Genomic DNA, 22,493 nt, shown 5'->3' with positions numbered 1-22,493 from the left:
CGTAGTCTTCCCATGGTGATCGAGACCATCGTCTTTGACATCGGCGAGACCATCACTCGCGACGACCGCTACTGGCATTCGTGGGCGGACTGGCTCGGTGTCCCCCGCCATACGCTCTCCGCCCTCGTCGGCGCCGTCGTAGCCAAGGGCCGTGACAACGCCGAAGCCGTTCGCCTCGCCCGCCCCGGCATCGACATTGCCGCCGAATACCGAGCTCGTGAAGCCGCGGGCCGGGGCGAGTTCCTCGATGAAACGGATCTGTACGACGATGTCCGGCCGGCGCTGTCCGCGCTCCGCGAGCTCGGGGTCCGCGTCATCATTGCCGGGAATCAGACCTCCCGAATGGGCGAGCTGCTGCGCGGCCTGGACTTGCCCGCCGATCTCATCGCGACCTCGGGCGACTGGAGCGTGGCGAAGCCGCAGCCGGAGTTCTTCGCCCGCGTGTTGGAGGTTGCGCAATCCGCGCCGAGAGAGACGGTTTACGTGGGTGATCATCCGGTCAACGATGTGTTTCCCGCGAAGGCGGCCGGACTGCGTGTGGCGCACGTCCGGCGTGGACCGTGGGGGCACTTCTGGGCCGACAGCCCGGAGATTGCAGCGGCCGTGGACTGGCGGATCGATAGCCTCATGCAGCTCGTTTCGATCACTGAGAGGTGACGGAACCGATCCGGCCACGTTGTGCCGCCACCGCACCCGTATAGGTCTCACGAGTCAGGTCCTCGGGGCCGATGCCGAGCTCCAACAGGACAGAGCGAACGTCGTCTAGAGCCGCACTCACCTCGTCTTCCTCGACGAGCGTCTCCACTTCGAGGAAGGTCCCATCGATCTCAGGTACTCGGACAAAGGTGGCGAGCATTTGTCGCCCTCGGCTCTCGAACTCGTAGTTCCGGCAACGCTTCTCGAACGCGATGACCTTGATGTGGCCGAGGCCGCGCATGATGGCGTGAACGGCTTCGGCGTCCTCGACTCGGCTCTCGTGCTCGGGCTTTGACCCGGAATCCTCGTCCACTGCAGCTTCCTTGAAAGTGAGGACCGTCCGTGTGCTGTCCGCGCCATGCACCGTCCGGACACGCAGCTCCTGGTCAGCCTTTTCCAACGCGCCGTCGGGGCGGTCGTAATACGTGTCCCGATATACCTCGACACGAGCCGTCGCGCGCTCGTCGAGCAGCCGCATGACCGACTCAGGCGAGTGGACCCGGGCCTTCAACTCCGCCTCGATCACGAATCATTCCTCTCTCTCACACCATGCGCTGAGCGCCTGCGATGACCGCCTCGAACATCCTGCGGAAGCCCCGGAACAAGGGCCCGTGCGGTGTCTCCATGACCTTGTACGTCGCCGACTCGTGACCTTCCCATCCAGCGTCGAAGGCACCGACGAACATGGTGGAGTCCGCGCGGATGACCCGCCAAGTGGGCAACATGCGATACCGCCACACGCTGATGTCGCATGTGTCGGACAGCTCCCGTAACCGGGCCTCGGCGAGACGCACGCCTCCAGCGAGAGATTCGGATGACTCTCCGATTTCGGCTGCGCGCTGGGCGAGAGCGTCGCTGTCCGGGTCAAGGAGCGCGACCCTCACACGGAGCCCCTTTCCGCCCTGTTCGCGCGGCAGGCAGGCCCGCAGCAGGCTGTCGTTGAGCCCGAGCAGACCGAGCCCGCGTACGGCAAGCACGTCCAGCTCTTGTGCCTCGCGTGTCTGCTGCTGAATCTCTTCCGCAGCAGAGTTCTGGGCGGCGTACACCCGAACAACCTCAGGGAAGGCGGCGAGGTCGAAAGCGGCACCGCCAGAGCGCTTCTCCCTGCTCGCCGCCAGGCCTAGTAGGTGGCGAGCGTCATCGGGCATGCACAGGCCGTCTGCGATGCGCTCGTAGACATCGAGCCGAGACACTTCACGTCGACCGTTGATGATCTCGTTGACACGAGCCTGCGTCATCCCTGCAGCAGCGGCAATGCGGGACTGGCTGACGCCAGCGTATTGCTGTGCGTACCGGAAGACGGCGCCCATCTTCCGCGCGCGCAGAGCCTCTCTGACTTCTGCGCGCTCCCATGCCCAGTCCGGCAGCTCGATCGACGCAGGCTGTGTGGTCACTGCTCAACTCCAGGCATTCGCAGACGAGATGGGAATCCATCCCACGGTGAGATTACCGGTCGGGTATCGAGTCGACACCGTCCGTCACCCGATGGTGGCTACATGAACACGCCTCCTCTGGATTGGATGCCCACAGGCCGCTCGGTGTCGTTACTCCCCGCGGGCAAGTGGTGGGATGCCGTCAAAGCGCCACGTGCGAGCGCCTTGGAGGCACTCGTCCGGCTTCATGACGAGACGGGGGCTGTCCTCGAAGATCCATGGTCCGGAACCATCTACTGGCTCGTGCCCACTGGGATGGCCTCTGGATGGGAAATGCCCGAGGGATCGCGGATCATCGTGCTCAGTGACACGGCACACCTCGTCGTCCCTGGACTCCAGTGCACGGCAGGCCCTCGCTGGCGGACCCCTCCGACGCGTAGCAGCTTCCTGACAGATCCTGAGAAACTGCACGATGCGCTGGCACGTGCAGTTGCAGTCGTAGATCACCAGTCGCCAGATGTCGCGTACAGAGCCCTCGTCGCCCACTACGACGCTTGTGCTGGATGTGCACATGCCGGGAAGCCTTGCCGAGAGGGATGCTCGCATGGCACCGCTCCGTGTCGCCGAGGGCGACAGTTGCGTCAAGCCTGGGTGGGAGTTCGGTGGTCCTGATCTGCTGTCGCTGCCAGCTGACCATCCGCCCCGCTGAGCCGTACGACCAACACGTTCACGACCGGGCATCAGGACCGCCCTGTGTGACGTACAGCCACCGTGGCGCCTGTCCTGGTGAGCCCCCGCTGCCGATGAGTGTGCGCTGCAAGGCAACACGGCATGCGTCGAATTGAACTGTTCCCGCTCGCCACGACGTCCGCCACGTCTTGTGGCGGCTGCAAAATCCCTCTCCCGAGCACATGACCGGCAGTCGGCACTCAGGGAGAGGGCTACCCGAAGGTCCTCCAACTGTGAGGTGAATGAGTGCTCTACACAACCCCGTCAGGACCGGGAACGACCACGAAGGGAGCGACGCGATGACCACCGCCGTAGCCACCGATTCGCGCACCGGCCGCTCCCTCATCGCCGCCGCCGAGTTCGACATGCTCGCCGCCTTCTGCGCAGACGAGTACAGCCTCGAACGCAGCGTCGCCGACCGCGTCATGGACCAGGCGCTCGCACTCGTCCACGTCATGGGCTCGACCGGCGAGGGCGCCAGCATGGCTCCCTCCCAGCAGGTCGACCCCGGATGGCACACGCTCATCCTCCACACCGACTGGTACGCCAACTGGTGCCAGGAGCAGTTCGGTTACTTCCTGCACCACCAGCCGAACAGCAAGACCCGCACACGCGGCCTGATGACAGACGTAGTCGGGAAGATCCGCGCGGCCGGCTTCGAGGTCGACGAGCGGCTGTGGGGTACGGCGGCCGACTGCAACCCGCCCGCCTGCTGCGGCGACGGCCCCTGCTGCTGAACAGCGCCCGCTCCACCACCACTGCGGGTCGGCCCTCCTCCGGGTCGGCCCGCTCTCCTCCCCTGCGCCAGAAGGGACCTACCCCTGTGCCCCTGACCGAGCTGACCGCCACCAGCCGCGTGACTGTGTTCCCCCTCGAAAGCCTCACCGTCGCCTACACCACTCAGTCCACCGACGAGCGTGGTCTGGGCGACATCGGACTCGTCACCATCGTCGACGAACACAGCGACGGCGAGGAGTTGTGGCGTCTGGCACGGGACCTAGGCGGCCGTAACTCCGGTGGGGAACAAGCCCGTTGGATCCTCACTCAAGCGAGCCGCGCCCGGGTGATCGCCGCGTACATCGACCTGCCGCGCGCGAAATGGACGGCGTACATCCGCCGACGCTTCGAACTCGACGCGCTCTTCGCGAACCACGACTTCCTCATGACCGGCCGGGTCGAGCTGCCACGCCTTTGAGCACGACGTGACCCCGATTCCAGACAACATCCTCAAGGAGGCTGCACGTGCCCGAGACCGGCTCTGCCTATCAAGCATGACTCGCAGGAGCGGACCCGGAGTTCACCACTTGCACCGATCCGCCGCGCGCGACTTGAACGGCGTACATCCGCCGACGCTGCGCCCCCGATGCGCTCTTCGCAGGCCCCGAACCACGACACATCCTGATGACCGGTCGGATCACTCTGCCGACGACCGTACGACAAGAGGAGGAACGCAATGACGAGCATGACCCCCTGGCAGCAGCGCCTGTCCACCGGCACCGAGGACATCCAGGACGAGGTGATCCGCTGGTACCAAGAGACCCCGCACGGCAAGGGATACGTCCCCAACATGATCTGGGGCACCCTCCAGACCGAGGCCTACGCGACCGTGATCCTCCGCCGGGTCGTCGACTTCCTCGGTGTTCCGGACGACGTACCGGCGGGGGTGGCCAAGCGGATGGAGCGGCAACAGGTTCTGTACGACGGTGAGCACCACTACGACGTGATCCTCGGTGAGCAGGCCCTCTACACGAATGTCGGAGGGCCGGAGGTGATGCGCGGGCAGATGGAACGCCTCCTCCGGGACATCGATCTGCCCTCGCTCACCCTTGGTGTCCTCGCCACCACCGCCGAAGTGGGCGTCGTCCCCATGCCCGGCTTCAACACCCGCGGCGACGACAGCGTCCACTACGAACTCGTCTCCTCCGGCGTCGACATCACCGACCCCGACGAACTCACCCTCCACTACAAGGCCTTCGCCGCCCTCAGCAGCGCCGCGAGTTACGGCGACGCCGCCAAGGATCTGATCGGCAAGGCCCTGGCGTTCTGGAGCGACAAGTAGCTGCTCCGCCGAGGCGGGTGATCGCGGTCAGGTCAGGTCCGGTATCGGTAGAGGATCCGGCCCCGGGTGAGGTCGTAGGGGCTCAGCTCCACGAGCACCCGGTCGTACGGGAGGATCTTGATGTAGTTCTTTCGGATCTTTCCGCTGATGTGCGCGAGCACCTTGTGCCCGTTCTGCAGTTCCACCGTGAAGGTGGCGTTGCGCAGGCATTCGACGACGGTTCCCTCGAATTCGAGGCCGCCCGATGTTTTTGGCAAATCACTCATTCCTGGAGTCGATTACTGTGAAAGGCGCGGGGACGGGCTGGGAGTGTGGCGGCGCCTCAAAGGCGTACCAACTCCAGAATTCCGCTCGTGCGCCGGGCGCCGACGCCCTCGAAGAGGGCTACGGCCGCGGCATTGGATTCGTCCACCTCGGCCCATGCCGATTCGGCTCCGGAGCGGTGCAGTGAGCCCAGCGCCTGGGCCAGCAACGCCCGTGCGATGCCCCGGCGTTGCTCATCGGCCAGGACCGCGATCAGCCCGATCCGTGGCCTTCGGGGGACCGGCGCCACCCGGATCAACCCCACGTACCGGCCGGACAGTTCTGCGACCGCGTACTTCGACGGGTCCACGATCGTGTCCCCGGCGGGGCGGGGCAACACCTCGGCCGGCATCGTCTGCCAGCCGACCGTGGCCTCGACCTCGTCGCGAATCGCCCGGTCCAGTACGCGCAGCAGGTCCTCCTGCGCCTCGCCGGCGGGCACGATCGTGACGGACGACGGCGGTCGCACCGCGTCGAGGTCGAGACCGGTGACCCGCGGGTCGGTGGGCACGGCGTACTCCCGCTCGCGGCGGCCTGTGGTGAAACCGGCCCTCTCCCAACCGGTCCTGACCTCGCGGTCGGTCTCGCCGACGACTACGTACAGCGGCGCCGGCAGGTCGGCCGTCATCGCGGCGGCGAGGCGGTCAAAGACCGCGTCCTGCCACGCATCGATGCTGACGAACATCCGGCCGTCGGGCCTGCGTACAGCGTCGCCGCGCCCGACCTCCCGGTCGTCTTCGACGGCGAGCCACTGCGTCTCCGCGACCCGTGTGATCGTCACCGGGCGCTGCCCGGTGTCTGAAGAGAAATGCGATGTGTTCATGGTGGTGGCCTTTCAGGAGTGCCTTTTCGGTGGAGGCACTCCCGAGGACACCTATGTCACTCGCGCACCGTGCGGGAAAGGGGGAGCACCCACTTGAGAACTGCGTTCACGGGTCTCACCTCCTAACGGCCTGTCACGGTGTTCCGCACGCTACCAAGGGGGCGGTATCTCGCCCAACTCATTTTCCGGGCTCTTCGCAGTTGAGGGTCTCGCGACGGTGAGGTGATCGCTTCGGGCGGCTCGAATCGTCCGACGGCGTCGGCGAGCCGGTCGTCGTGGGTGAAGACCACCCCCTGGCGGGTGGCGGCGACCTCGTCGAGGACGCGGGCCAGACCGTCCGCCCGGCCTCGGCGGCGTCAACGCCGAGATCGGGCGGACGGCCTTCGGCCGGCCTGCACGCCGCCGCACCCGCGACGAAGATTCGGGTTAACGGCGATAGGTGAGATACGCGAGGTCTTCGACGGTGTCGGTTGCGGCGAGGTGCCAGTGTTTGGCGTCGGTGGTGTCGCCGAAGAGGCGGGTGCCGCGGCCGATTACCAGCGGAAAGACGACCAGGCGAAGCTCGTCGATCAGGTCGTGCTCGACCAGTTCACGCACCAGCAGGGAGCTGGCCCAGATCATGATCGTTCCGTCGACGTTGGCCTTGAGCTTGGCTGCTTCCGTGGCGGCGTCACCGTTGAGCACGGTGGTGTTGGTCCAGGACGGGTCGGTCAATGTCCTGGACAGGACATACTTCGGGATGCTCCTGGTGAGTTCCGCGACGGGGGTGGTGCCGTCGGCGTAGCGGGTTGCAAAGAATTCGTAGGTGCGGCGGCCGAACAGCAATGCCTGCACGCCACGCGTGTCGTGCACGATGCGTTGGATCCATTCTTCGTTGGCGGCCGCCGACAGGTGGTCGCGCCAGTCGAAGGCGGTGACGCTCTCCTCGCCGATCGGGTCCTGCATGACACCGTCGAGGGTGATGTTTTCGAAGACGACGATCTGTCCCATTGGGTGCTCCTATTGTTCGAGGTCACCGAGGTAGATCCGGGTCGCGGCGAAAACTGGGCGGTGCGCACCGCCCAGTTTTCCCGGGGAGCGGGGTCGGTCTGGTTGACGGCTTGTCCAGCCGGATCCGCAGCCGAAACCCTCGGCGCTCGACCGGCCCGAGGAGAGGACGATGCGGTGACCGCAGAGCTGATCGCCCGGTGCCGGGCCGGCGACGCCGACGCGTTTCGCGAGCTTGTCGAACCGTTCCGCCGGGAGCTGCTGGTGCATTGCTACCGGTTCCTCGGTTCGATGCACGACGCCGAGGACGCCCTGCAGGAGACGTTGTTCGACGCCTGGCGGGGGCTCGGCGCGTTCGAGGCGCGGTCGGCCGTGCGAACCTGGCTTTACCGCGTCGCGACGAACCGCTGCCTCAAGGTGTTGCGGGCCGCCGGCAGGAGGCCGCGAATGGCGATCCCCGGTACGACCGCGGCCGGGTTGGAGCTACCCGAGCCGTCTGCCCACGGCGAGGTGGTCTGGCTCGAGCCCTACCCCGACGTGCTGCTCGACGGGGTTCCCGACACCGCGCCCGGACCCGAGGCGCGCTACGAATCGAAACAGGCGATATCGCTGGCGTTCGTCACTGCCGTCCAGCTGCTGCCGCCGCGCCAGCGCGCCGTGCTCATCCTGCGGGACGTACTCGGCTACCGTGCCGCCGACGTCGCCGAATTCCTTGACACCACTGAAGAATCCGTCACCAGCGCGCTCAAACGCGCCCGCGCCGGCATCCGAGCACAGGCGTCCCGATTCGGCGCCACGCAACCACCACCTCCGCCCGACTCGCCGTGTGAGCGGCAGCTCGTTGACGGCCTCGCCCGGGCCTTCGAATCCGGCGATGTCGACGGCGTGGTCGCGCTACTCGCCGACGACGTCCGCCTCACGATGCCGCCGCTGCCGGTCGAATACCTCGGCCGCGAAGCAGTCACCCGTCTCCTGACCGCCGTCTTCCACCGGATCACCGGTTACCGCCTGGTCGCGACCCGAGCCAACAGCCAACCCGCCTTCGGCGTCTACCTCCTGGACCGCCACACGGTCACTTGGCGCGCCACCGGCTTGCTGGTCCTCACCCTCGCGGCAGACCGCATCGCCGCAGTGACCCGCTTCGAAAACAGCCACCTACCCCGCTTCGGCCTGCCCCGCACCCTGCCACCCGACCACTAGCCCTGGCCCGGTAGGGGCCGAGGTCTTCCGAAGATGAAGGTTCCTACACGCCTCATCTGGAAGACCTCGACGTGTCCGACCCTGCTTTCGCGTGCCCTGACCTGACCACGTTCGCTCGGCTTGACGAGCTCGGCCTGCAGATCGCCGGCCAACGCCTGGAGCCCGATCGTGCAGTGCCGGCATGCCGGGTCGTCGAACCCGACGACTGGTGCCACCGCTGCGGGTGCCAAGGCTCGCCGCGGGACACGGTGACCCGACCGTTGGCGCACGAGCCGGCCGGCACCAGCAACGGACCGACCGAGGCCATCAATGGACGGCTCGCGCACCTACCCGGCTCCGCCCTCGGGTTCCGCAACCTGGCCAACTACATCGCCAGATCCCTGCTGGAAACCGGCGGCTTCCGAGCGCAACTACACCCTCGATTGTGATACGCCATTTTCCGCGGAGGTTCCGCGGCCAACTGTGGAGCAGGAGCGGCCTGCGCAGGTCGGGCAGCCGTCAGGGCGATTGCTGCCCCTGCTTCCATGCCGGGACCGAGAGCCCGTCTACGCGTCAATCTCGCTCTCACGAGGAGCCTTTCTGTACCTGTAGCGGCTCATGAGAAGCAGGGCGGAGCAGACGGCGGAGCAGGCCAGAGCTGCGCACAGCAGGGGCGCAACCCAGAACCACAACTTCGACGACCCGGACGGCCACAACATGGAGATCACGACCCGGCCGTACGCCCGCCCCTAGCAGGCCGCCACCGCATTGGCGCCCTGCAGGCCAACGAGCCTCCCTCCCGGCTACGCAGCCAGACGCATCACCAGTTCCCTGGCATGCGACTCCGCCGCCGCGAAGGACTCGGTTCGGGACGCCTCGAAGAGGGGGACCAGGTCGGCCATCCCGGGAACCGTCGGGGCCAGGGTCAGTTCGGGGACGATGAAGGTGACGTCCAGGCCCAGGCCGGTGCCGAGGGCCTGCTGCAGGTAGGTCTGGACGTAGTCGTTGCCATGTTGCGGGGTGCCCTCCTGGTATGAGCCGCCGCGGCTGGTCACGACGATGGCGGGCTTGCCCGCGAGCGAGGGGTTCTCGGTGATCGCGGTGCGGCCCACGGCGAAGACGTGGTCGATCCAGGCCTTCAGCGTCGAAGGGATCGAGTAGTTGTACATCGGGGCGCTGAGCAGGATCGCGTCCGCCTGCTCAGCCTCTTCGATCAGCTTGGCGCGCAGGGCGTAGGCGGTCCGTTCCTCGGGGGACCGGTCGGCGGTGGGGGTGTAACCGGCGTAGTAGGCGGCGGCCGTCAGGTGGGGGATGGGGTCGGCGTCGAGGTCGCGGTAGATCACCTTGTTCTGCGGGTGCTCGCTCTCCCATGTCTTGCGGAAGGCGGCGGATACGGCGCGGGAGTGCGAGTTCTCGCCGTTGAGGGAGGTGTCGATGTGCAGCAGCGTGGCCATGGGGAAGTTCTCCTCGTACGTGGACCGACTTGTGATGACCGACTTGTGATGAGGGAAGGCTGGAGGCCGGTTCTGCGCCGACCGCTCCGCCCTGTGCAACAGCCTGCTTCCTCAAGCTAAGTTGAGGTCCAGTGGGTGTGATCCACGTCATGTCGGCATGCTGTGCGGGGCCGTTGCGATGTGCTCCGTGCGCGGTCTTCACATCTGCATCCAGCCGGATCGCGGGGCGTCACGCGCTCCCCGCCTCGCTCATTCAGTCGGAGGTCGGATTGGCCCTCTTCCGCCCTTCGGGCAGAAGTCCACTCGCCCGCCTCGTCCTTTCGGCCGATCCGCCGGGCGCCGTCGGATGCCTACGCTGCACTGCGTAATCTTGAGGACGTACGTGAGCGAAACCCCCCACCGGGTAGACCAGTTCACCCGAGCGAACCCGAAGGACCAGCAAACGTGTCGTTGAAGAACAGTCGTCTCAGGCTTGCCTCTGTGGCGCTCGTCGTGGCGGTCTCCGGCCTGGCCATGGCGGGCCCGGCCATGGCGGCCACGCAGCAGACCGTCGCGGTAGCGCCCACGGGTGCACAGCAGGAGCAGGCGCCCGCCATACCCACCTCCTTCGTGGACCTGCCCACGAGCACCCTTCCGGCCGCCGGCGCGCGGCACGTGTTCGCGGTCACCTACCGCAATGACTCGTCGGCGGACCGGACCGTCGCTCCCCAGTTGTTGGTGGAGTCCCCGGACGCGGGGCCGTTCCTGGCTCCGTCGGACATCAAGCTGGAGCGCCTGAAGGCGGACGGCTGCTGGGAGACCGTGCAGGTCGGCACCCAGACCGGCACGCTGTTCACCGACCTCACGGCCTCGCAGCGCACGCTGCACGCGGGCGAGACCCTCACCCAGGTCTACCGGCTCACCGTCGTCAACCCGCAGGCCAAGGGCACGGTGGCTCCGAGGGTGGCCCTGTTCGGCTGAGTCACCATGTATTTGCTTCGCCCGGTGGCGCTACTTTGGGCGAATGGACCGAAATGCCCTCGTCCAATTCGTCCGCGCCCGCCGGCTGGCAGTCCTTGCCACCACCGCGGCCGACGGGCAGCCGCAGGCCGCGGTGGTCGGGATCGCGGCGACCGATGCGGGCGACCTCGTCTTCGATACGACGCGGGGGTCCCGTAAGTTCGCCAATCTCTGTCGGCAGCCGCGCGTGGCCCTCGTCATCGGGTTCGACTGGGGGGACGAGCAGACCGTCCAACTCGAGGGCGTGGCAGCCGAGATCACGCAGGACGACCCGGCCGTGGCCGCGTACTACGAGCAGTTTCCGAGCGGGCGGGAGCGGGCTGCGTGGCCGGACATCGTCTACGTGCGGGTCCGGCCGGACTGGGGGCGGTACAGCGATTACCGGCCGGGGAGTTCCGGGGTACAGGACATCCCTCTGGCCTGAGCCACCGCCGGCCGGTGGCCGTACCGGTGTGCACCAGTGCGACGTGCTCACGTCAAAGAGACGATCAAGTGGCACCCAAGAATCCGTACACCCTCTGCCCGCCGCACCTGCCTCCTGTGTACCGTCCACCCTTGCGTCGAGCGGCGGTTGTACCTTCAACTGCCCGTTCTACGCGCGAAGATTCGGCACCCGCACCGCCATCCGCCCCCCCCCCCACAGCAATCCCCCATCCCCATCCCCAGCTCCACTCATGGGGTCCCCCCACCATGGAGGTCCACCGGATGTTCGGCCCTGGCCTTGTCATGTCCCGTCGCAGGCTCACCACGGCCCTCACCGCTCTCGGCCTGCTGGCCGCCGGCGCCACCGTCCAGGTGGCCACGACGACCCCCGCCGCTGCGGCCACCACCCACCGCATCCTGTTCGACGACGGCCACGCCGAGGAGGCCGGCAACGCCGACTGGATCATCTCCACCAGCAAGCCCGACCCGCTGAGCGAGAACTCCTCGCCCTCCGACGAGACCGACTGGACCGGCGCACTGTCCTCCTGGGGTGTCGCCCTGCAGCAGACCGGCGACTACAGCCTCAAGACCGCCACCAGCGCCCTCACTTACGGCGGCTCGTCCTCGACCGACCTGTCGAACTTCGACACCCTCGTCCTGCCCGAGCCGAACACGAAGTTCACGACGGCCGAGAAGACCGCCATCATGAACTTCGTCAAGAACGGCGGCGGACTGTTCATGATCTCCGACCACACCGGAGCCGACCGCAACAACGACGGCTACGACGCGGTCGAGATCCTCAACGACCTGATGACCAACAACAGCGTGGACAGCGACGACCCGTTCGGGTTCTCCATCGACTCGCTGAACATAAGCTCCGGTTACCCGGCGGCAATCAGCGACAGCAGCGACCCGGTGCTGCACGGTTCGTTCGGTACGGTCACCAAGAGCCTGATCGCCAACGGTACGACCGCCACTCTCAAGCCCTCGGACAACTCCGCCGTCAAGGGCCTGCTCTACCGCAGCGGCTACTCCGGCAACACCGGCGCGTTCTTCCTGACCAGCACCTACGGCAGCGGCAAGATCGCGTTCTGGGGCGACAGTTCACCCATCGACGACGGCACTGGCCAGTCCGGCAACACCCTCTACGACGGCTGGAACGACACCGGCGCCACCAACGCCGCCCTCGCCCTCAACGCCACCGAGTGGCTCTCTTCCTGAACTGAAGTAAACCCTACGGGCCCGGGGATCTACGTCCCTCGGGCCCGTACCCATCACCTCAGGCGCCGTTACTGAGGCGGGCCCCGTTGGCCGCGGTGTCGAACACCGGCCGGTAGTCGTGCCATTGAGCGTCCGGCGCGGACAGGTAGATCACGTACTGCGTGCCGTCGGCACTGGCGAAGGCCAGCTCCGCCGCGCGGTACTTCCGTGCTCTGCCGTCGAAGGTGAACTCCCAGTACCCGGCGGGCCGTCCGCGGAAGGTCGTCGTGGCCATCCGCACTCGTTCATAGCCGCGGTTGTCGCGACGGGTCTGGTCCTCTTCCGTATCGCGCCAGTGCTGCACAGGATCGGTCCCCGCGAACTGGACGACGTTGACCCTCAGGCCCACCAGGCCGGACGGGTCTATGTAGCCGACCTCGCCACCGGGCAGCGTCTTGCGGGTCCAGCCGTCCCGTACGGGCACCGAGATGCCGGTGTCCGCCTTCACCAGGTGGTATCCGGCCGGCACGGCGGGAACGGTGGACGGGGTGGGGCTGGTGCTCGCAGACGGCGTCGAGGCAACGGTCCGGGACGCACGGCCGCCCGGCATATAGGCGCTGCCCTTGAGCCACCACAGTGCGCCGCCCGCCACACAGGCGGCCAGCGCCATCGCCAAGGCCGCCCGCAGCACCGTCCGGCGACGGCGGTTGCCGCCTCCCTCTCGCTCGGGACGCCCGGGAGGCTCAATGTCGCCGAGGGGGTCCGGACGCGTGGGCGGGTCGATGGAAGCCGTTCGGGTGCCTGTACCCGTACCCGTACCTGGGCCTGGGCCTGGGCCTGGGCCCGTCACTTCGCCGAGGTGGCGTTCGACCTCGTGTACGTCCATGCGCGCTTCCGGCTCCTTGACGAGCAGGCCCTCGATCACCGGGGTCAGGTCGCCGGCGCTGCGCAGGGGCTCGTACGAATCGGTTGCGATGGCGTACGCGGTCTCGATCGGGGTGGCGCGCTGGAACGGGTGCCGGCCCTCGACCGCCGTGTACAGCGTCGCTCCCAGGGACCACAGGTCACTGGCGGGACCGGGCCCCGGGCCCGCGCTCCTGAGGCGTTCGGGCGCCAGGTAGCGGATGGAGCCGATCAGCTCGCCGGACTTGGTGAGTGAGGACGTTCCCGACTCCATGGCGATCCCGAAGTCGGTGAGGACGATCCGCCCGTCGTCGGCCAGCAGAACGTTGGCGGGTTTCACGTCCCGGTGCAGGACCCCGGCGTTGTGGGCGGCGCGCAGCGCGGCGGCCATGGCACGGCCGATCCGGGCGGCCTCGTCGGGTGGCAGCGTGCCCCGGCGCTTGAGGACGTCGCTCAGTGTGACCGAAGGGATGTACTCCATGACGATGCACGGCAGGCCCTCGTCGTCGACGACGTCATGCACCACGATCACATTGGGATGAGTGATCCGGGCGGCACTGCGGGCCTCGCGCCGGGTGCGCTCATGGAGGGTGCGGACCTCGTCGTCGTGCAGGTGCGGAGGGATGTGCAGCTTCTTCACCGCTACGTGGCGGCCGAGCAGCTTGTCCTGGGCACGCCACACGGTGCCCATGCCGCCACTGCCGACCCGCTCGACCAGCAGGTACCGGCCGGCGACGAGCCGCCCAAGATCGGACACCGGGTCTCCTTCTGGTCTCCTTCTGATCCCGTTCCGCGCTTCCCGTTTGCGAATGAAAGAGATCGACGAGGCACGATAACCCATTCGACCGAAGGGGCAGGAACGCCGCCCGGTCAGGGGCTCCCGACCTGCCGTGACGACTACGACGACGGCCGTACGGTTCCGGTTCCGTTCAGGGCGGGAGTTAGCCTCGGGGCACATCAGTCAAAGCGGTTGGAGGCAGGCATGGCCAGGGTTCCCGGTGCGGTGGTCGCCGCGAGCGGGCTTGTCGGTGGGTACGGCGTGGCCCGCTGGACCAAGAAGCGGCAGCTGGGCGGGGCCGTGCTGGCCGGGGCGGTGGCTCTGGCCGCTTGGGCGGTGGCCGACCGGCAGGCGTAGGCTCCGCCGGTTGGGCCGCAGTGGGTTGTGTTTTGGCTGCGGCGCCGTTGGGGCTGGTCGCGCAGTTCCCCGCGCCCCTTCAGGGCGCCACCGAACCGCACGGATTCCAGTTTTCGTTATTGGGCGCCGGCCCGCACGTCTCCGGTGCATGCATGTGACACGACACATCAGCCGCCGCACCATGCTCAAGGCCACGGGCGCCGCAGCCGGAGCCGTCGGGATCGCCTCCGTCGCCACCACCCCCTCGGTGGCGGCGGGCAGCGGCTTCGCGCACCCCGGGCTTCTGCACACCCGTACCGACCTCGCCCGTATGGCCGCCAAGGTGAAGGCGGGGGCCGCGCCCTACACCGCCGGCTTCGCCAAGCTGACCGCCAACCGGCATGCGCAGAGCGGGTGGGCGGCCAATCCGCAGGCGGTCGTGTACCGCGGCGCGGGCTCGCCGCAGAACTACGCGACCCTCTACAACGACATCCACGCCGCGTACCAGAACGCCCTGCGCTACCACGTCAGCGGCGACAGCACGCACGCCGACACCGCCGTCGCGATCCTCAACGCCTGGTCGGCCAAGCTGACGGCGGTCCAAGGGTCCGCCGACCGGTTCCTCTGCGCCGGACTCCAGGGCTACCAGGCCGCCAACGCCGCCGAACTCGTCCGCAACCACGGCGACTTCGACCTCGGCCGCTTCCAGGAGATGCAGAGCAAGGTCTTCGGCGCGGTCAGCGACAACTTCCTGGCCCAGCACAACGGCGCCTTCAACTCCAACTACTGGCCCAACTGGGACCTCGCCAACATGGCCTGCGTCCTGGCCACCGGCATCTTCTGCGACGACAAGGCCCAAGTCGCCCGCGCCGTCGACTACTTCAAGCACGGGGCCGGGCTCGGGGCCATCAAGAACGCCATCCCCGTCGTGTACGACGACGGGCTCGCGGAGTGGCTGGAGGCCGGGCGCGACCAGGGGCACGCACTGCTCGGCGTCGGGCTGATGGGCACCTTCTGCGAGATGGCCTGGAACCAGGGGATCGACCTCTACGGCTACGACGACAACCGTTTCCTCAAGGGCGCCCAGTACGTGGCCAAGTGGAGCATGGGCGGGAAGGTGTCGTACACCGCCAACACCCGTCAGAAGGGCGCGCCCGGCGTCTGGTCCGGCCGCGAGACCGCCACCGCCGCGGCCGGTGTGGACCCGAACTTCCAGCGGCCGATCTGGGCGATGATCGCCAACCACTACACCAAGCGGCGGGGGCTGTCCGCGACCTACCTCACGCAGATCGCCGCCAAGTCCGCGCCCGAGGGCGGCGGCGGTGACTTCGGGCCCAACAGCGGCGGGTTCGACCAGCTCGGGTTCGGGACGCTGGCGTTCACGCGGGACAAGGCTGCGGACACCAAGGCCACACCGAAGCCCGCTGCCTCGGCCTCGGGCGCCGCCTCCGACCCTCGGCCCCAGAGTGCGGCCACTGCATCCGCGTCCGCCTCGCCAGCCGGGGGTGACCTTGCCGCCACCGGGTCCAATGACGCCATCGGGTGGGCTGCGGCCGCGGGGATCACTACCGTTGCCGGGGGGCTGCTTCTGATGCGCCGGCGGGATCGGGTTCGGCGCGGCTCGGCTGAGTAGCGCCGCAAGGTGTCATGCACGGGTGGGGTGCGCAGCCCGGCGGTACGGGGTGCCGCCTGCGCCCACCCGTGCCGCCCCAGGCGGCACGCATGCCCGCAGGCTGAGCCAGAGCTACATGCCCCCCTACGCCCCCAACAGCCGCGAAACCGTATAGATCAACAACCCCGCCAGCGAGCCGACCACCGTGCCGTTGATTCGAATGAACTGCAGGTCGCGGCCGATGTGTGCCTCGATCTTGCGGGTCGTGTGCTCGGCGTCCCAGCCGGCCACCGTGTCGGTGATCAGGGAGGTGATCTCCTTGCGGTACGTCGTGACGACGTACACCGCCGCGCCCTCCACCCAGCCGTCGACCTTCGCCTGCAGCTTGGGGTCCACGGCCATCCGCGCGCCCAGCGACAGCAGCGAGGCCCGCACGCGCAGCCGCAGCTCGCTGCGCTCGTCCTCGGCCGCGGACACGATCATCGACCGTACGGCGGTCCACGCGGACGCGATCAGGTCCTGCACCTCGCCCCGCCCCAGCACCTCGCCCTTCAGGCGCTCCACCCGCGCCCGCGTCTCCGTGTCGGACTGCAGGTCGGAGGCGAAGTCGGAGAGGAAGCGGTCGAGGGCGCCGCGGGCCGGGTGGGAGGGCATGTCGCGCATCTCGGTGACGAAGCGCAGCAGTTCCTTGTAGACGCGCTCGCCGACCCTCTTGTCGACGAAACGGGGCGTCCAGCCGGGGGCGCCGCCCTGGACGGCGTCCATGATCTCCGTGTCGTGCCAGACCAGCCAGTCGTGCGCGCGGGTGACGATCAGGTCGACGACCCTCTTGTGGCCGCCGTCCGCGACGATCTTCTCCAGCATCTTCCCGATGCCGGGCGCGATCTCCTGGGCGTCCGCGCGCCGGGTGATCGCCTCGCCGACCACCGCCTGGACGTCCGAGTCGCGCAGCACGGTCAGCGCACCCCGCAGGGCGGCCGACAGCTCCGCCGTCACCCGGTCCGCGTGGTCGGGCACCCCGAGCCACGCGCCGAGCCGGCTGCCGATGCCGACGGCGCGCAGTCGCTGTCGTACGACGTCCTGGGAGAGGAAGTTCTCGCCGACGAACTCGCCCAGCGACACGCCCAACTGGTCCTTCTTCGTCGGGATGATCGCGGTGTGCGGGATCGGCAGGCCCAGTGGGTGCCGGAAGAGGGCGGTGACCGCGAACCAGTCGGCGAGCGCGCCGACCATGCCGGCCTCGGCCGCCGCGGCGACATAGCCCGCCCAGGCGCCGGCGCCCTCGTGGGAGGCCCACTTGGCGAGGACGTACACCAGCGCCACAAAGAGCAGCAGCCCGGCCGCCGTGAGCTTCATGCGGCGCACCCCGCGCTGCTTCTCCTCGTCGGCGGCGCTGAACGTCGTCATTGCACGGACGGCACCCGTTCCATCCGGACTCGTGCGTTCCATACGCTCCACCCGTTCGTGATCCCGTGCACACATTGTCCCTTCCTGACCGACTCCCGGAACGGAACAAGAGTTCCCGGCGTCCGTGGGGAAAGGGGGGTCCTGTCCAACGAACCCTCACCCCATGCCGCATCATGGGGTGATCACTTCGGAGCCTCGGGCTCCCATGCGCCCGAGGAGAACGCACCGCATGACCAAGCGTCACGGTTATGCCCTGCTATCCGCGATCATCGCCGTGATCGTGGGCCTTTCCGCCGCCATATACGTCGGTGTCGCAGCCGGCGACGGCGGCGGCGACGGCAAGAACTCCCTCGCCGGGGGCCGCGCCCCGCACAACTCCGCCGCCCCCGCCTCCACCGGCATCTGGGTCGGCTCCTGGTCCGCCTCCCCGGCCGGCGCCGAGCCCGGCACGGAGACGTTCGGCATGGCGGGCCGGTCGGTCCGCAACGTCGTGCACACGAGCGTGGGCGGTACGAGCGCCCGCATCACCCTCTCCAATCTCTACGGCCAGACGGCGCTGACCATCACCCACGCCTCGATCGCCGTGGCCGTCGCCTCCGACACCGCGGCGGCGTCCGCGGACACCATGCGGCGGCTGACCTTCGGCGGCAGCACGGCGGTCGTCATCCCGGCCGGACAGCAGATCCTGAGCGACGCCGTCCGCATCGTCATCCCGCAGAACAGCGACGTCCTGGTCACCACCTACTCCCCCAGCCAGTCCGGCCCGGTCACCTACCACCCGCACGCCCGTCAGATCTCCTACGTCGCCGAGGGCGACCTCACCGAGGACGTGACCGGCACCGGGTACACCGAGCAGACGCCGTTCTGGCGTTACCTCACCGCGCTGGATGTGCTGAGCAACGAGTCGGACGGCACCGTCGTCGCCTTCGGCGACTCCCTCACCGACGGCATAACGTCCACGCAGAACGCCAACCACCGCTGGACGGACGTCCTTTCGGAGCGACTGCGCACCGCCGTCCAGTCCGGCCAGGACCTGCCGCGCTACAGCGTCGTCAACGAGGGCATCAGCGGAAACCAGGTCCTCGCGAGCGGCCTGGGCCGCCCCGCCGACAACCAGAGCGGCCTCGCCCGCTTCTCCCGTGACGCCCTCTCCCGTACGAACGTCAAGGTCGTCGTCATCGACCTCGGCGTCAACGACATCCTGCGCAACCCCCGCCTCGCCGACCCGGACAAGATCCTCGACGGCCTGCGCACCCTGGTCCGCCAGGCCCACGCCCGCGGCATCAAGGTCATCGGCGCGACCCTGATGCCCTTCCAGGGCCACCGGGGTTACGCCCCCGCCCGTGAGGCGGTGCGGGAAGAGATCAACGCGGAGATCCGCTCGGGCCGGATCTACGACGCCGTCGTCGACTTCGACAAGGCGCTGAGGGACCCGTACAACCCGCGCAGGCTGCGCTCCGACTACGACTCGGGCGACCATCTCCACCCGACCGACAAGGGGTTCGCGAGGATGGCGCAGACCTTCGACCTGGATGAGTTGAGGGGCTCGGCGCCGGCGGAACTGTGAGCGGCCGACGCAGCCTGCGGGCAGTCGTTCCTGGCGTAGCCCCACCGCCGGTTCACTAGTCGCCGTAACGGCGCCTGTCCCGCCGCTCCCGGTGCCGCTCGCGCCGCTGCTCGTGCATATCGCGCCGCCACTCGCGGTGCTCCTCCAGCATCCGCCGGTGGTCCCCGAACCCCTCGCCCAGCGGGTGCCCGGCCCCGCGGTCCAGCTTCCCCTGGCGGCGCTCCTCCTTCAGGCGGCGCCGCTCCTCCTTGGTCACCTTGCGCTCGATGCCGACACCGCCCCAGAAGGCGAAGCCGTTCACGATCACCCGCGGCGCCCCGGGCTCCCCCGGTACGCCCTCCTCGCTGTGGTCGAACCCGCCCATGATCCCGATGCCGCGCACGACGACCTCGACACCCGGCGGCACGATGATGTTCATCCCGCCCATGATCGCGACGCAGTTGATCTCGACCTCGTGGTCCGCGAAGTTCGCCTCGCGCAGATCGATCTCCCCGCCGCCCCAGAAGGCGAAGCAGTTGAAGACCTTCGGCACGGTCCAGCGCCCCTTGCGCTGGAACCCCGACATCACGGCGACCGCCCACGTCGACGACCCCTCGCCGCCGACGATCCGCCCCGCCCAACTCCCGCTCTGCACAGGCTCCTTGACCAGCGACACCACAGGAGGCGGCGTGACCCCGGCGGCCGGCAGATCACGGGTGATCGGCGTCAGCTCGCCGTATGTCCGCGCCTTGTAGGTGGCCTCCAGCCGCTCCTCGAACTCCTCCATGTCGAGACGCCCCTCCGCGAGGGCGTCCCGCAGGACCTCGGCGACTCGTTCACGATCGGCGTCGGATGCGCGAAGCTCCGGGACTGCGGCGTCGTCGGTCATACAAGCAGCCTACGAGTTCACCCGTCCGGAGGCTACGAGGCCGCTTTCTCGGCCTGTCCCGAGCCCGTGCCCGTGCCCGCATACATCTTGGCGATCACCGCCTCGATGTCCGGCTCCCGTACCGAGAGATCCACCAGCGGATACTCCGCCGCGATCCGCGCCACCAGCGCCGCCGCCGACTCGCCCGCCGGGAACGCCAGCCACTGCCGCGGCCCCTCCACCTTCACCACCCGCGCGGGCGCCGCGTCGATCGGCGCCGTCTCCCGCTCCAGGTCCACCACCAGGGTGCGTTCGCTCTCCCCCACCTCGTGCAGCCCGGCGAGCGCACCGTCGTACATGAGCCGCCCGTGGTCGATGACCATCACCCGCGAGCACAGCTGCTCGATGTCCTGCAGGTCGTGGGTGGTCAGCAGGACGGTCGTGCCGCGCTCGGCGTTCAACTCCCGCAGGAATCCGCGCACTTTGGCCTTGGAGATGACGTCCAGCCCGATCGTCGGCTCGTCGAGGTACAGCACCTCGGGGTCGTGCAGCAGCGCCGCCGCGATGTCCCCGCGCATCCGCTGGCCCAGCGACAGCTGCCGTACGGGGACGTCCAACAGCTCGCCCAGTTCGAGGAGTTCGACGCAGCGGTCGAGGTTCTCGCGGTAACGGGCGTCCGGGATCCGGTACATGCGGTGCATCAGCTTGTACGAGTCGATCAGCGGCAGGTCCCACCACAACGTCGTACGCTGCCCGAACACCACCCCGATGCGGTGAGCCAGGCGGGTGCGCTCACGGGAGGGGTCGATGCCCGCGACCCGCAGCCGGCCGCCGCTCGGGGTCAGGATCCCGGTCAGCATCTTGATCGTCGTCGACTTTCCGGCGCCGTTCGGCCCGATGTAGCCGACCATCTCGCCGCGCGCCACGGTGAAGGAGATGCCGTCGACGGCCCGCACCTGCCGACGCTCACGCCTGAGGAAGCCGGTCTTCTTGCGTACGTCGAAGACCTTCTCGACATGGTCGAGTTCGATGAAGTCGGTGTCCGTGCAGTCGCTGTCCACGAGGTCGTTGTCCACTGTCCGCTAGCTCCCTGTACTCCGATACGACCTGAGCCCCGCCCGCCATGCCAGCCCGGACAGCGCACAGCAGGCCACCGCCACCAGCGGCGACACGAAAGCCACCCACCGCGGCAGACCGAGCGGGACCGGCCGCCCCAGCAGATAGGCGGCGGGCAGCCAGTTGACGAAGGACAACGGCAGCAGGAACGTCACCCCGCGCACCAGCTCCTTGCCAAACACGGTCGGCGGGTACTGCAACATCGTCGTCCCGCCGTATGTGAACGCGTTCTGCACCTCGGACGCGTCCTGCGCCACGAACTGGAACGCCGCACCGGCCACGAACACCGCGCAGAAGATCCCCGCGCCGCTCAGCACGATCACCGGCATCAGCAGCACCTTCAGCGGGGTCCAGGCGATGTCGACGGTGCCCAGCGCATACCCGAGCACCAGCGCCCCCTGAGTGATCCGGCCGAGCCGGCGCAGCGCGAACCGGTCGGCCGCCACCTGCGCCAGCACGGGCGCCGGACGCACCAACAGGGTGTCCAGCGTGCCGTCGCGCACCCGCTGCCCCAGCCGCTCCATCGAGCCGATCGCCAGATCCGCGAGACCGAACGCCACGCACGACAGGCCGTACAGAAAGGCCACTTCGGGCAGCGGCCACCCGCCGAGCACATCGATCCGCGAGAACATCAGCAGGATCGCGACGAAGTCCAGCCCGGTCACCGCGAAGTTCGCGATCGTCGTCATCGCGAAGGACGCGCGGTACGCCATCGTGGAGCGGATCCACATCGCACCGATCAGACGGTAGGCGCGCAGCCCGTCCACCACCCGGCCCACCTCAGCCACCCTGAACGACCACCCTCCGCGTCGCCACCGACTGCACCATCCGCCCGGCCACCAGCAATGCCACCGCCCACGCCCCCTGGAAGGCGAACGTGCTCCACGGATCGGCCTCCCCCAGCAGCACGTCCGCCGGCTTCTGCAACAGCGCCGACCACGGAAGATCCCGTACGACATCGCCGAGCGCGCCCGGGAACACATTCAGCGGCAGCACCATCCCCGAACAGAAGAACCCCGCCAGCATCGTCATGTGCGTCATGCCCGTACCGTCCATCAGCCAGAACGTGAGCAGCGCGACCAGATAGCGGATACCGAAACTGACCGCCATCCCGAGCAGCACGGCCACCGTGAACGCAGCCCAGCTCCCCCAGTCGCGCGGCAGCGCCACCGGAAACACCAGCGCGCCGAACGCGAACGGGATCACGCCGCGCCCGAGAAGCTGAAACAGTGCCCGCCCCAAGTCGGCCGCCAGCCACCACAGTTGGAGATCCGCCGGCCGGTAGAGATCGATCGCGATGTCACCGGTCCTGATCCGCTCCATCAGCTCGACCTCGACACCGCTGCCCCCGATCGCCAGCGTCGACAACAGCGCCTGCCCCAGCCACACATACGTGACAGCCTGTGCCTGGTCGTATCCACCGAGGTGCGGTTTCTGGTCCCACAGCGCCAGATACGTGTAGACGAGGATCAACCCGAAGACCGTGTTGGTGAACACCCCGGCCGCAGTAGCCGCCCGATACGTCGCGTACCGTCTGAAACCACCCATCGCGACGGCCGCGTACAACCGTCCCGAACCCACGTGAGTCAACCTCCCGGACCGCCCGACACCGAAGCGCAGGAGCCTAGTCCGCTGCCAGTGACGCACGCCACGCATTTTCCCGACCGGACGCGTGCCGCAATCCGGGAACGGAACGCATGGT

23 protein-coding genes and 3 pseudogenes are annotated in these 22,493 nt (G+C 68.3%); 14 read left to right on the top strand and 12 right to left on the bottom strand.

The features are described from left to right. The first annotated feature begins 15 nt into the window (after positions 1–15). Complete coding sequence (locus P2Q00_RS14480) at positions 16–657, top strand: HAD family hydrolase (protein WP_275773171.1); 642 nt, start codon at positions 16–18, stop codon at positions 655–657. Here the strand turns inward: P2Q00_RS14480 and cyaB are convergent. Further along, positions 644–1,222 (bottom strand): class IV adenylate cyclase, encoded by a 579-nt coding sequence (gene cyaB / locus P2Q00_RS14475; RefSeq protein WP_275772887.1) that lies wholly within the window; start codon positions 1,220–1,222, stop codon positions 644–646. The two genes, P2Q00_RS14480 and cyaB, sit on opposite strands and share 14 nt — an antisense overlap. A gap of 16 nt (positions 1,223–1,238) precedes the next feature. Next, on the bottom strand, positions 1,239–2,090 hold the full coding sequence (locus P2Q00_RS14470) for a helix-turn-helix domain-containing protein (RefSeq protein WP_275772886.1): 852 nt from the start codon (positions 2,088–2,090) through the stop codon (positions 1,239–1,241). A 1,007-nt stretch (positions 2,091–3,097) separates the two neighbouring features. On the opposite strand from P2Q00_RS14470, the gene P2Q00_RS14465 reads away from it, so the two are divergent. The 3 genes from P2Q00_RS14465 to P2Q00_RS14455 all read left to right on the top strand — a co-directional run bounded on the left by P2Q00_RS14465 (position 3,098) and on the right by P2Q00_RS14455 (position 4,857). Further along, the gene (locus tag P2Q00_RS14465; RefSeq protein WP_275772885.1) at positions 3,098–3,535 is read left to right on the top strand and encodes a UCP032817 domain-containing protein; all 438 of its coding nucleotides are present in this window, start codon (positions 3,098–3,100) and stop codon (positions 3,533–3,535) included. 86 nt (positions 3,536–3,621) lie between these two features. Further along, complete coding sequence (locus tag P2Q00_RS14460) at positions 3,622–3,993, top strand: hypothetical protein (protein WP_275772884.1); 372 nt, start codon at positions 3,622–3,624, stop codon at positions 3,991–3,993. Positions 3,994–4,251: 258 nt separating this feature from the next. After that, positions 4,252–4,857, top strand: a complete 606-nt coding sequence (locus P2Q00_RS14455; protein ID WP_275772883.1) for a DUF5753 domain-containing protein — start codon at positions 4,252–4,254, stop codon at positions 4,855–4,857. A gap of 32 nt (positions 4,858–4,889) precedes the next feature. Here the strand turns inward: P2Q00_RS14455 and infA are convergent, their stop codons facing one another. From infA to P2Q00_RS14440, 3 genes are all read right to left on the bottom strand, one after another. Next, entirely contained in the window at positions 4,890–5,123 is a 234-nt protein-coding gene (gene infA, locus P2Q00_RS14450; RefSeq protein ID WP_425579623.1) for a translation initiation factor IF-1, read from the bottom strand. A 56-nt stretch (positions 5,124–5,179) separates the two neighbouring features. Then, positions 5,180–5,983, bottom strand: coding sequence for a GNAT family N-acetyltransferase (locus tag P2Q00_RS14445; RefSeq protein WP_275772882.1), 804 nt, complete (start codon positions 5,981–5,983; stop codon positions 5,180–5,182). Positions 5,984–6,409: 426 nt separating this feature from the next. Then, on the bottom strand, positions 6,410–6,973 hold the full coding sequence (locus P2Q00_RS14440) for a dihydrofolate reductase family protein (RefSeq protein ID WP_275772881.1): 564 nt from the start codon (positions 6,971–6,973) through the stop codon (positions 6,410–6,412). Between the two features lie 174 nt (positions 6,974–7,147). On the opposite strand from P2Q00_RS14440, the gene P2Q00_RS14435 reads away from it, so the two are divergent. From P2Q00_RS14435 to P2Q00_RS14420, 4 genes and pseudogenes are all read left to right on the top strand, one after another. Continuing rightward, positions 7,148–8,170, top strand: coding sequence for a sigma-70 family RNA polymerase sigma factor (locus P2Q00_RS14435; protein WP_275772880.1), 1,023 nt, complete (start codon positions 7,148–7,150; stop codon positions 8,168–8,170). A 71-nt stretch (positions 8,171–8,241) separates the two neighbouring features. Further along, positions 8,242–8,451, top strand: a pseudogene (locus tag P2Q00_RS14430) (ISL3 family transposase); the annotation flags it as partial. Continuing rightward, a pseudogene (locus P2Q00_RS14425) lies at positions 8,449–8,598 on the top strand (transposase); the annotation flags it as partial. The pseudogenes P2Q00_RS14430 and P2Q00_RS14425, both read left to right, overlap by 3 nt. Before the next feature lie 169 nt (positions 8,599–8,767). Then, positions 8,768–8,902 (top strand): VOC family protein, encoded by a 135-nt coding sequence (locus P2Q00_RS14420; RefSeq protein ID WP_275772879.1) that lies wholly within the window; start codon positions 8,768–8,770, stop codon positions 8,900–8,902. A 50-nt stretch (positions 8,903–8,952) separates the two neighbouring features. On the opposite strand, the gene P2Q00_RS14415 is transcribed toward P2Q00_RS14420, so the two are convergent. Then, positions 8,953–9,603, bottom strand: a complete 651-nt coding sequence (locus P2Q00_RS14415) for an FMN-dependent NADH-azoreductase (RefSeq protein WP_275772878.1) — start codon at positions 9,601–9,603, stop codon at positions 8,953–8,955. 480 nt (positions 9,604–10,083) lie between these two features. On the opposite strand from P2Q00_RS14415, the gene P2Q00_RS14410 reads away from it, so the two are divergent. The 3 genes and pseudogenes from P2Q00_RS14410 to P2Q00_RS14400 all read left to right on the top strand — a co-directional run. Next, a complete protein-coding gene (locus P2Q00_RS14410) occupies positions 10,084–10,563 on the top strand; it encodes a signal peptide protein (RefSeq protein WP_338059312.1) in 480 nt (159 codons plus the stop codon). 43 nt (positions 10,564–10,606) lie between these two features. After that, the gene (locus tag P2Q00_RS14405; RefSeq protein WP_275772876.1) at positions 10,607–11,026 is read left to right on the top strand and encodes a pyridoxamine 5'-phosphate oxidase family protein; all 420 of its coding nucleotides are present in this window, start codon (positions 10,607–10,609) and stop codon (positions 11,024–11,026) included. Positions 11,027–11,292: 266 nt separating this feature from the next. After that, positions 11,293–12,240: pseudogene (locus P2Q00_RS14400) on the top strand (hydrolase); the annotation flags it as partial. A 64-nt stretch (positions 12,241–12,304) separates the two neighbouring features. Here the strand turns inward: P2Q00_RS14400 and P2Q00_RS14395 are convergent. Continuing rightward, positions 12,305–13,885, bottom strand: coding sequence for a serine/threonine-protein kinase (locus P2Q00_RS14395; protein WP_275772875.1), 1,581 nt, complete (start codon positions 13,883–13,885; stop codon positions 12,305–12,307). Positions 13,886–14,110: 225 nt separating this feature from the next. Between P2Q00_RS14395 and P2Q00_RS14390 the strand changes: the two genes are divergently transcribed. After that, positions 14,111–14,263 carry a hypothetical protein gene (locus P2Q00_RS14390; RefSeq protein WP_275772874.1) on the top strand — a complete coding sequence of 51 codons (153 nt, stop codon included), beginning with the start codon at positions 14,111–14,113 and terminating at the stop codon, positions 14,261–14,263. Between the two features lie 181 nt (positions 14,264–14,444). Beyond that, positions 14,445–15,875, top strand: a complete 1,431-nt coding sequence (locus P2Q00_RS14385) for an alginate lyase family protein (RefSeq protein WP_275773169.1) — start codon at positions 14,445–14,447, stop codon at positions 15,873–15,875. Positions 15,876–15,998: 123 nt separating this feature from the next. Here the strand turns inward: P2Q00_RS14385 and P2Q00_RS14380 are convergent, their stop codons facing one another. Next, positions 15,999–17,261: a DUF445 domain-containing protein gene (locus P2Q00_RS14380; RefSeq protein WP_425579624.1), complete on the bottom strand. Its 1,263-nt coding sequence runs from the start codon at positions 17,259–17,261 to the stop codon at positions 15,999–16,001. A 229-nt stretch (positions 17,262–17,490) separates the two neighbouring features. Here P2Q00_RS14380 and P2Q00_RS14375 point away from each other — a divergent pair, with 229 nt between their 5' ends. Then, positions 17,491–18,828, top strand: a complete 1,338-nt coding sequence (locus P2Q00_RS14375; RefSeq protein ID WP_275772872.1) for an SGNH/GDSL hydrolase family protein — start codon at positions 17,491–17,493, stop codon at positions 18,826–18,828. Positions 18,829–18,883: 55 nt separating this feature from the next. On the opposite strand, the gene P2Q00_RS14370 is transcribed toward P2Q00_RS14375, so the two are convergent. The 4 genes from P2Q00_RS14370 to P2Q00_RS14355 are packed head-to-tail and all read right to left on the bottom strand — an operon-like array spanning position 18,884 to position 22,372. Continuing rightward, positions 18,884–19,696: a DUF1707 SHOCT-like domain-containing protein gene (locus P2Q00_RS14370; protein WP_275772871.1), complete on the bottom strand. Its 813-nt coding sequence runs from the start codon at positions 19,694–19,696 to the stop codon at positions 18,884–18,886. 32 nt (positions 19,697–19,728) lie between these two features. Continuing rightward, positions 19,729–20,751 carry an ABC transporter ATP-binding protein gene (locus P2Q00_RS14365; protein ID WP_275772870.1) on the bottom strand — a complete coding sequence of 341 codons (1,023 nt, stop codon included), beginning with the start codon at positions 20,749–20,751 and terminating at the stop codon, positions 19,729–19,731. Between the two features lie 6 nt (positions 20,752–20,757). Then, positions 20,758–21,522, bottom strand: coding sequence for an ABC transporter permease (locus tag P2Q00_RS14360; RefSeq protein WP_275773168.1), 765 nt, complete (start codon positions 21,520–21,522; stop codon positions 20,758–20,760). Positions 21,523–21,571: 49 nt separating this feature from the next. Further along, positions 21,572–22,372: an ABC transporter permease gene (locus tag P2Q00_RS14355; RefSeq protein ID WP_275772869.1), complete on the bottom strand. Its 801-nt coding sequence runs from the start codon at positions 22,370–22,372 to the stop codon at positions 21,572–21,574. Positions 22,373–22,493 lie beyond the last annotated feature (121 nt).

Origin of the sequence: Streptomyces coacervatus (assembly GCF_029223485.1) — a bacterium.
Taxonomy (GTDB): Bacteria; Actinomycetota; Actinomycetes; order Streptomycetales; family Streptomycetaceae; genus Streptomyces; species Streptomyces coacervatus.
The sequence above is the reverse complement of the archived record's forward strand: the minus strand, read 5'-3'. Positions and strand labels throughout refer to the sequence as shown.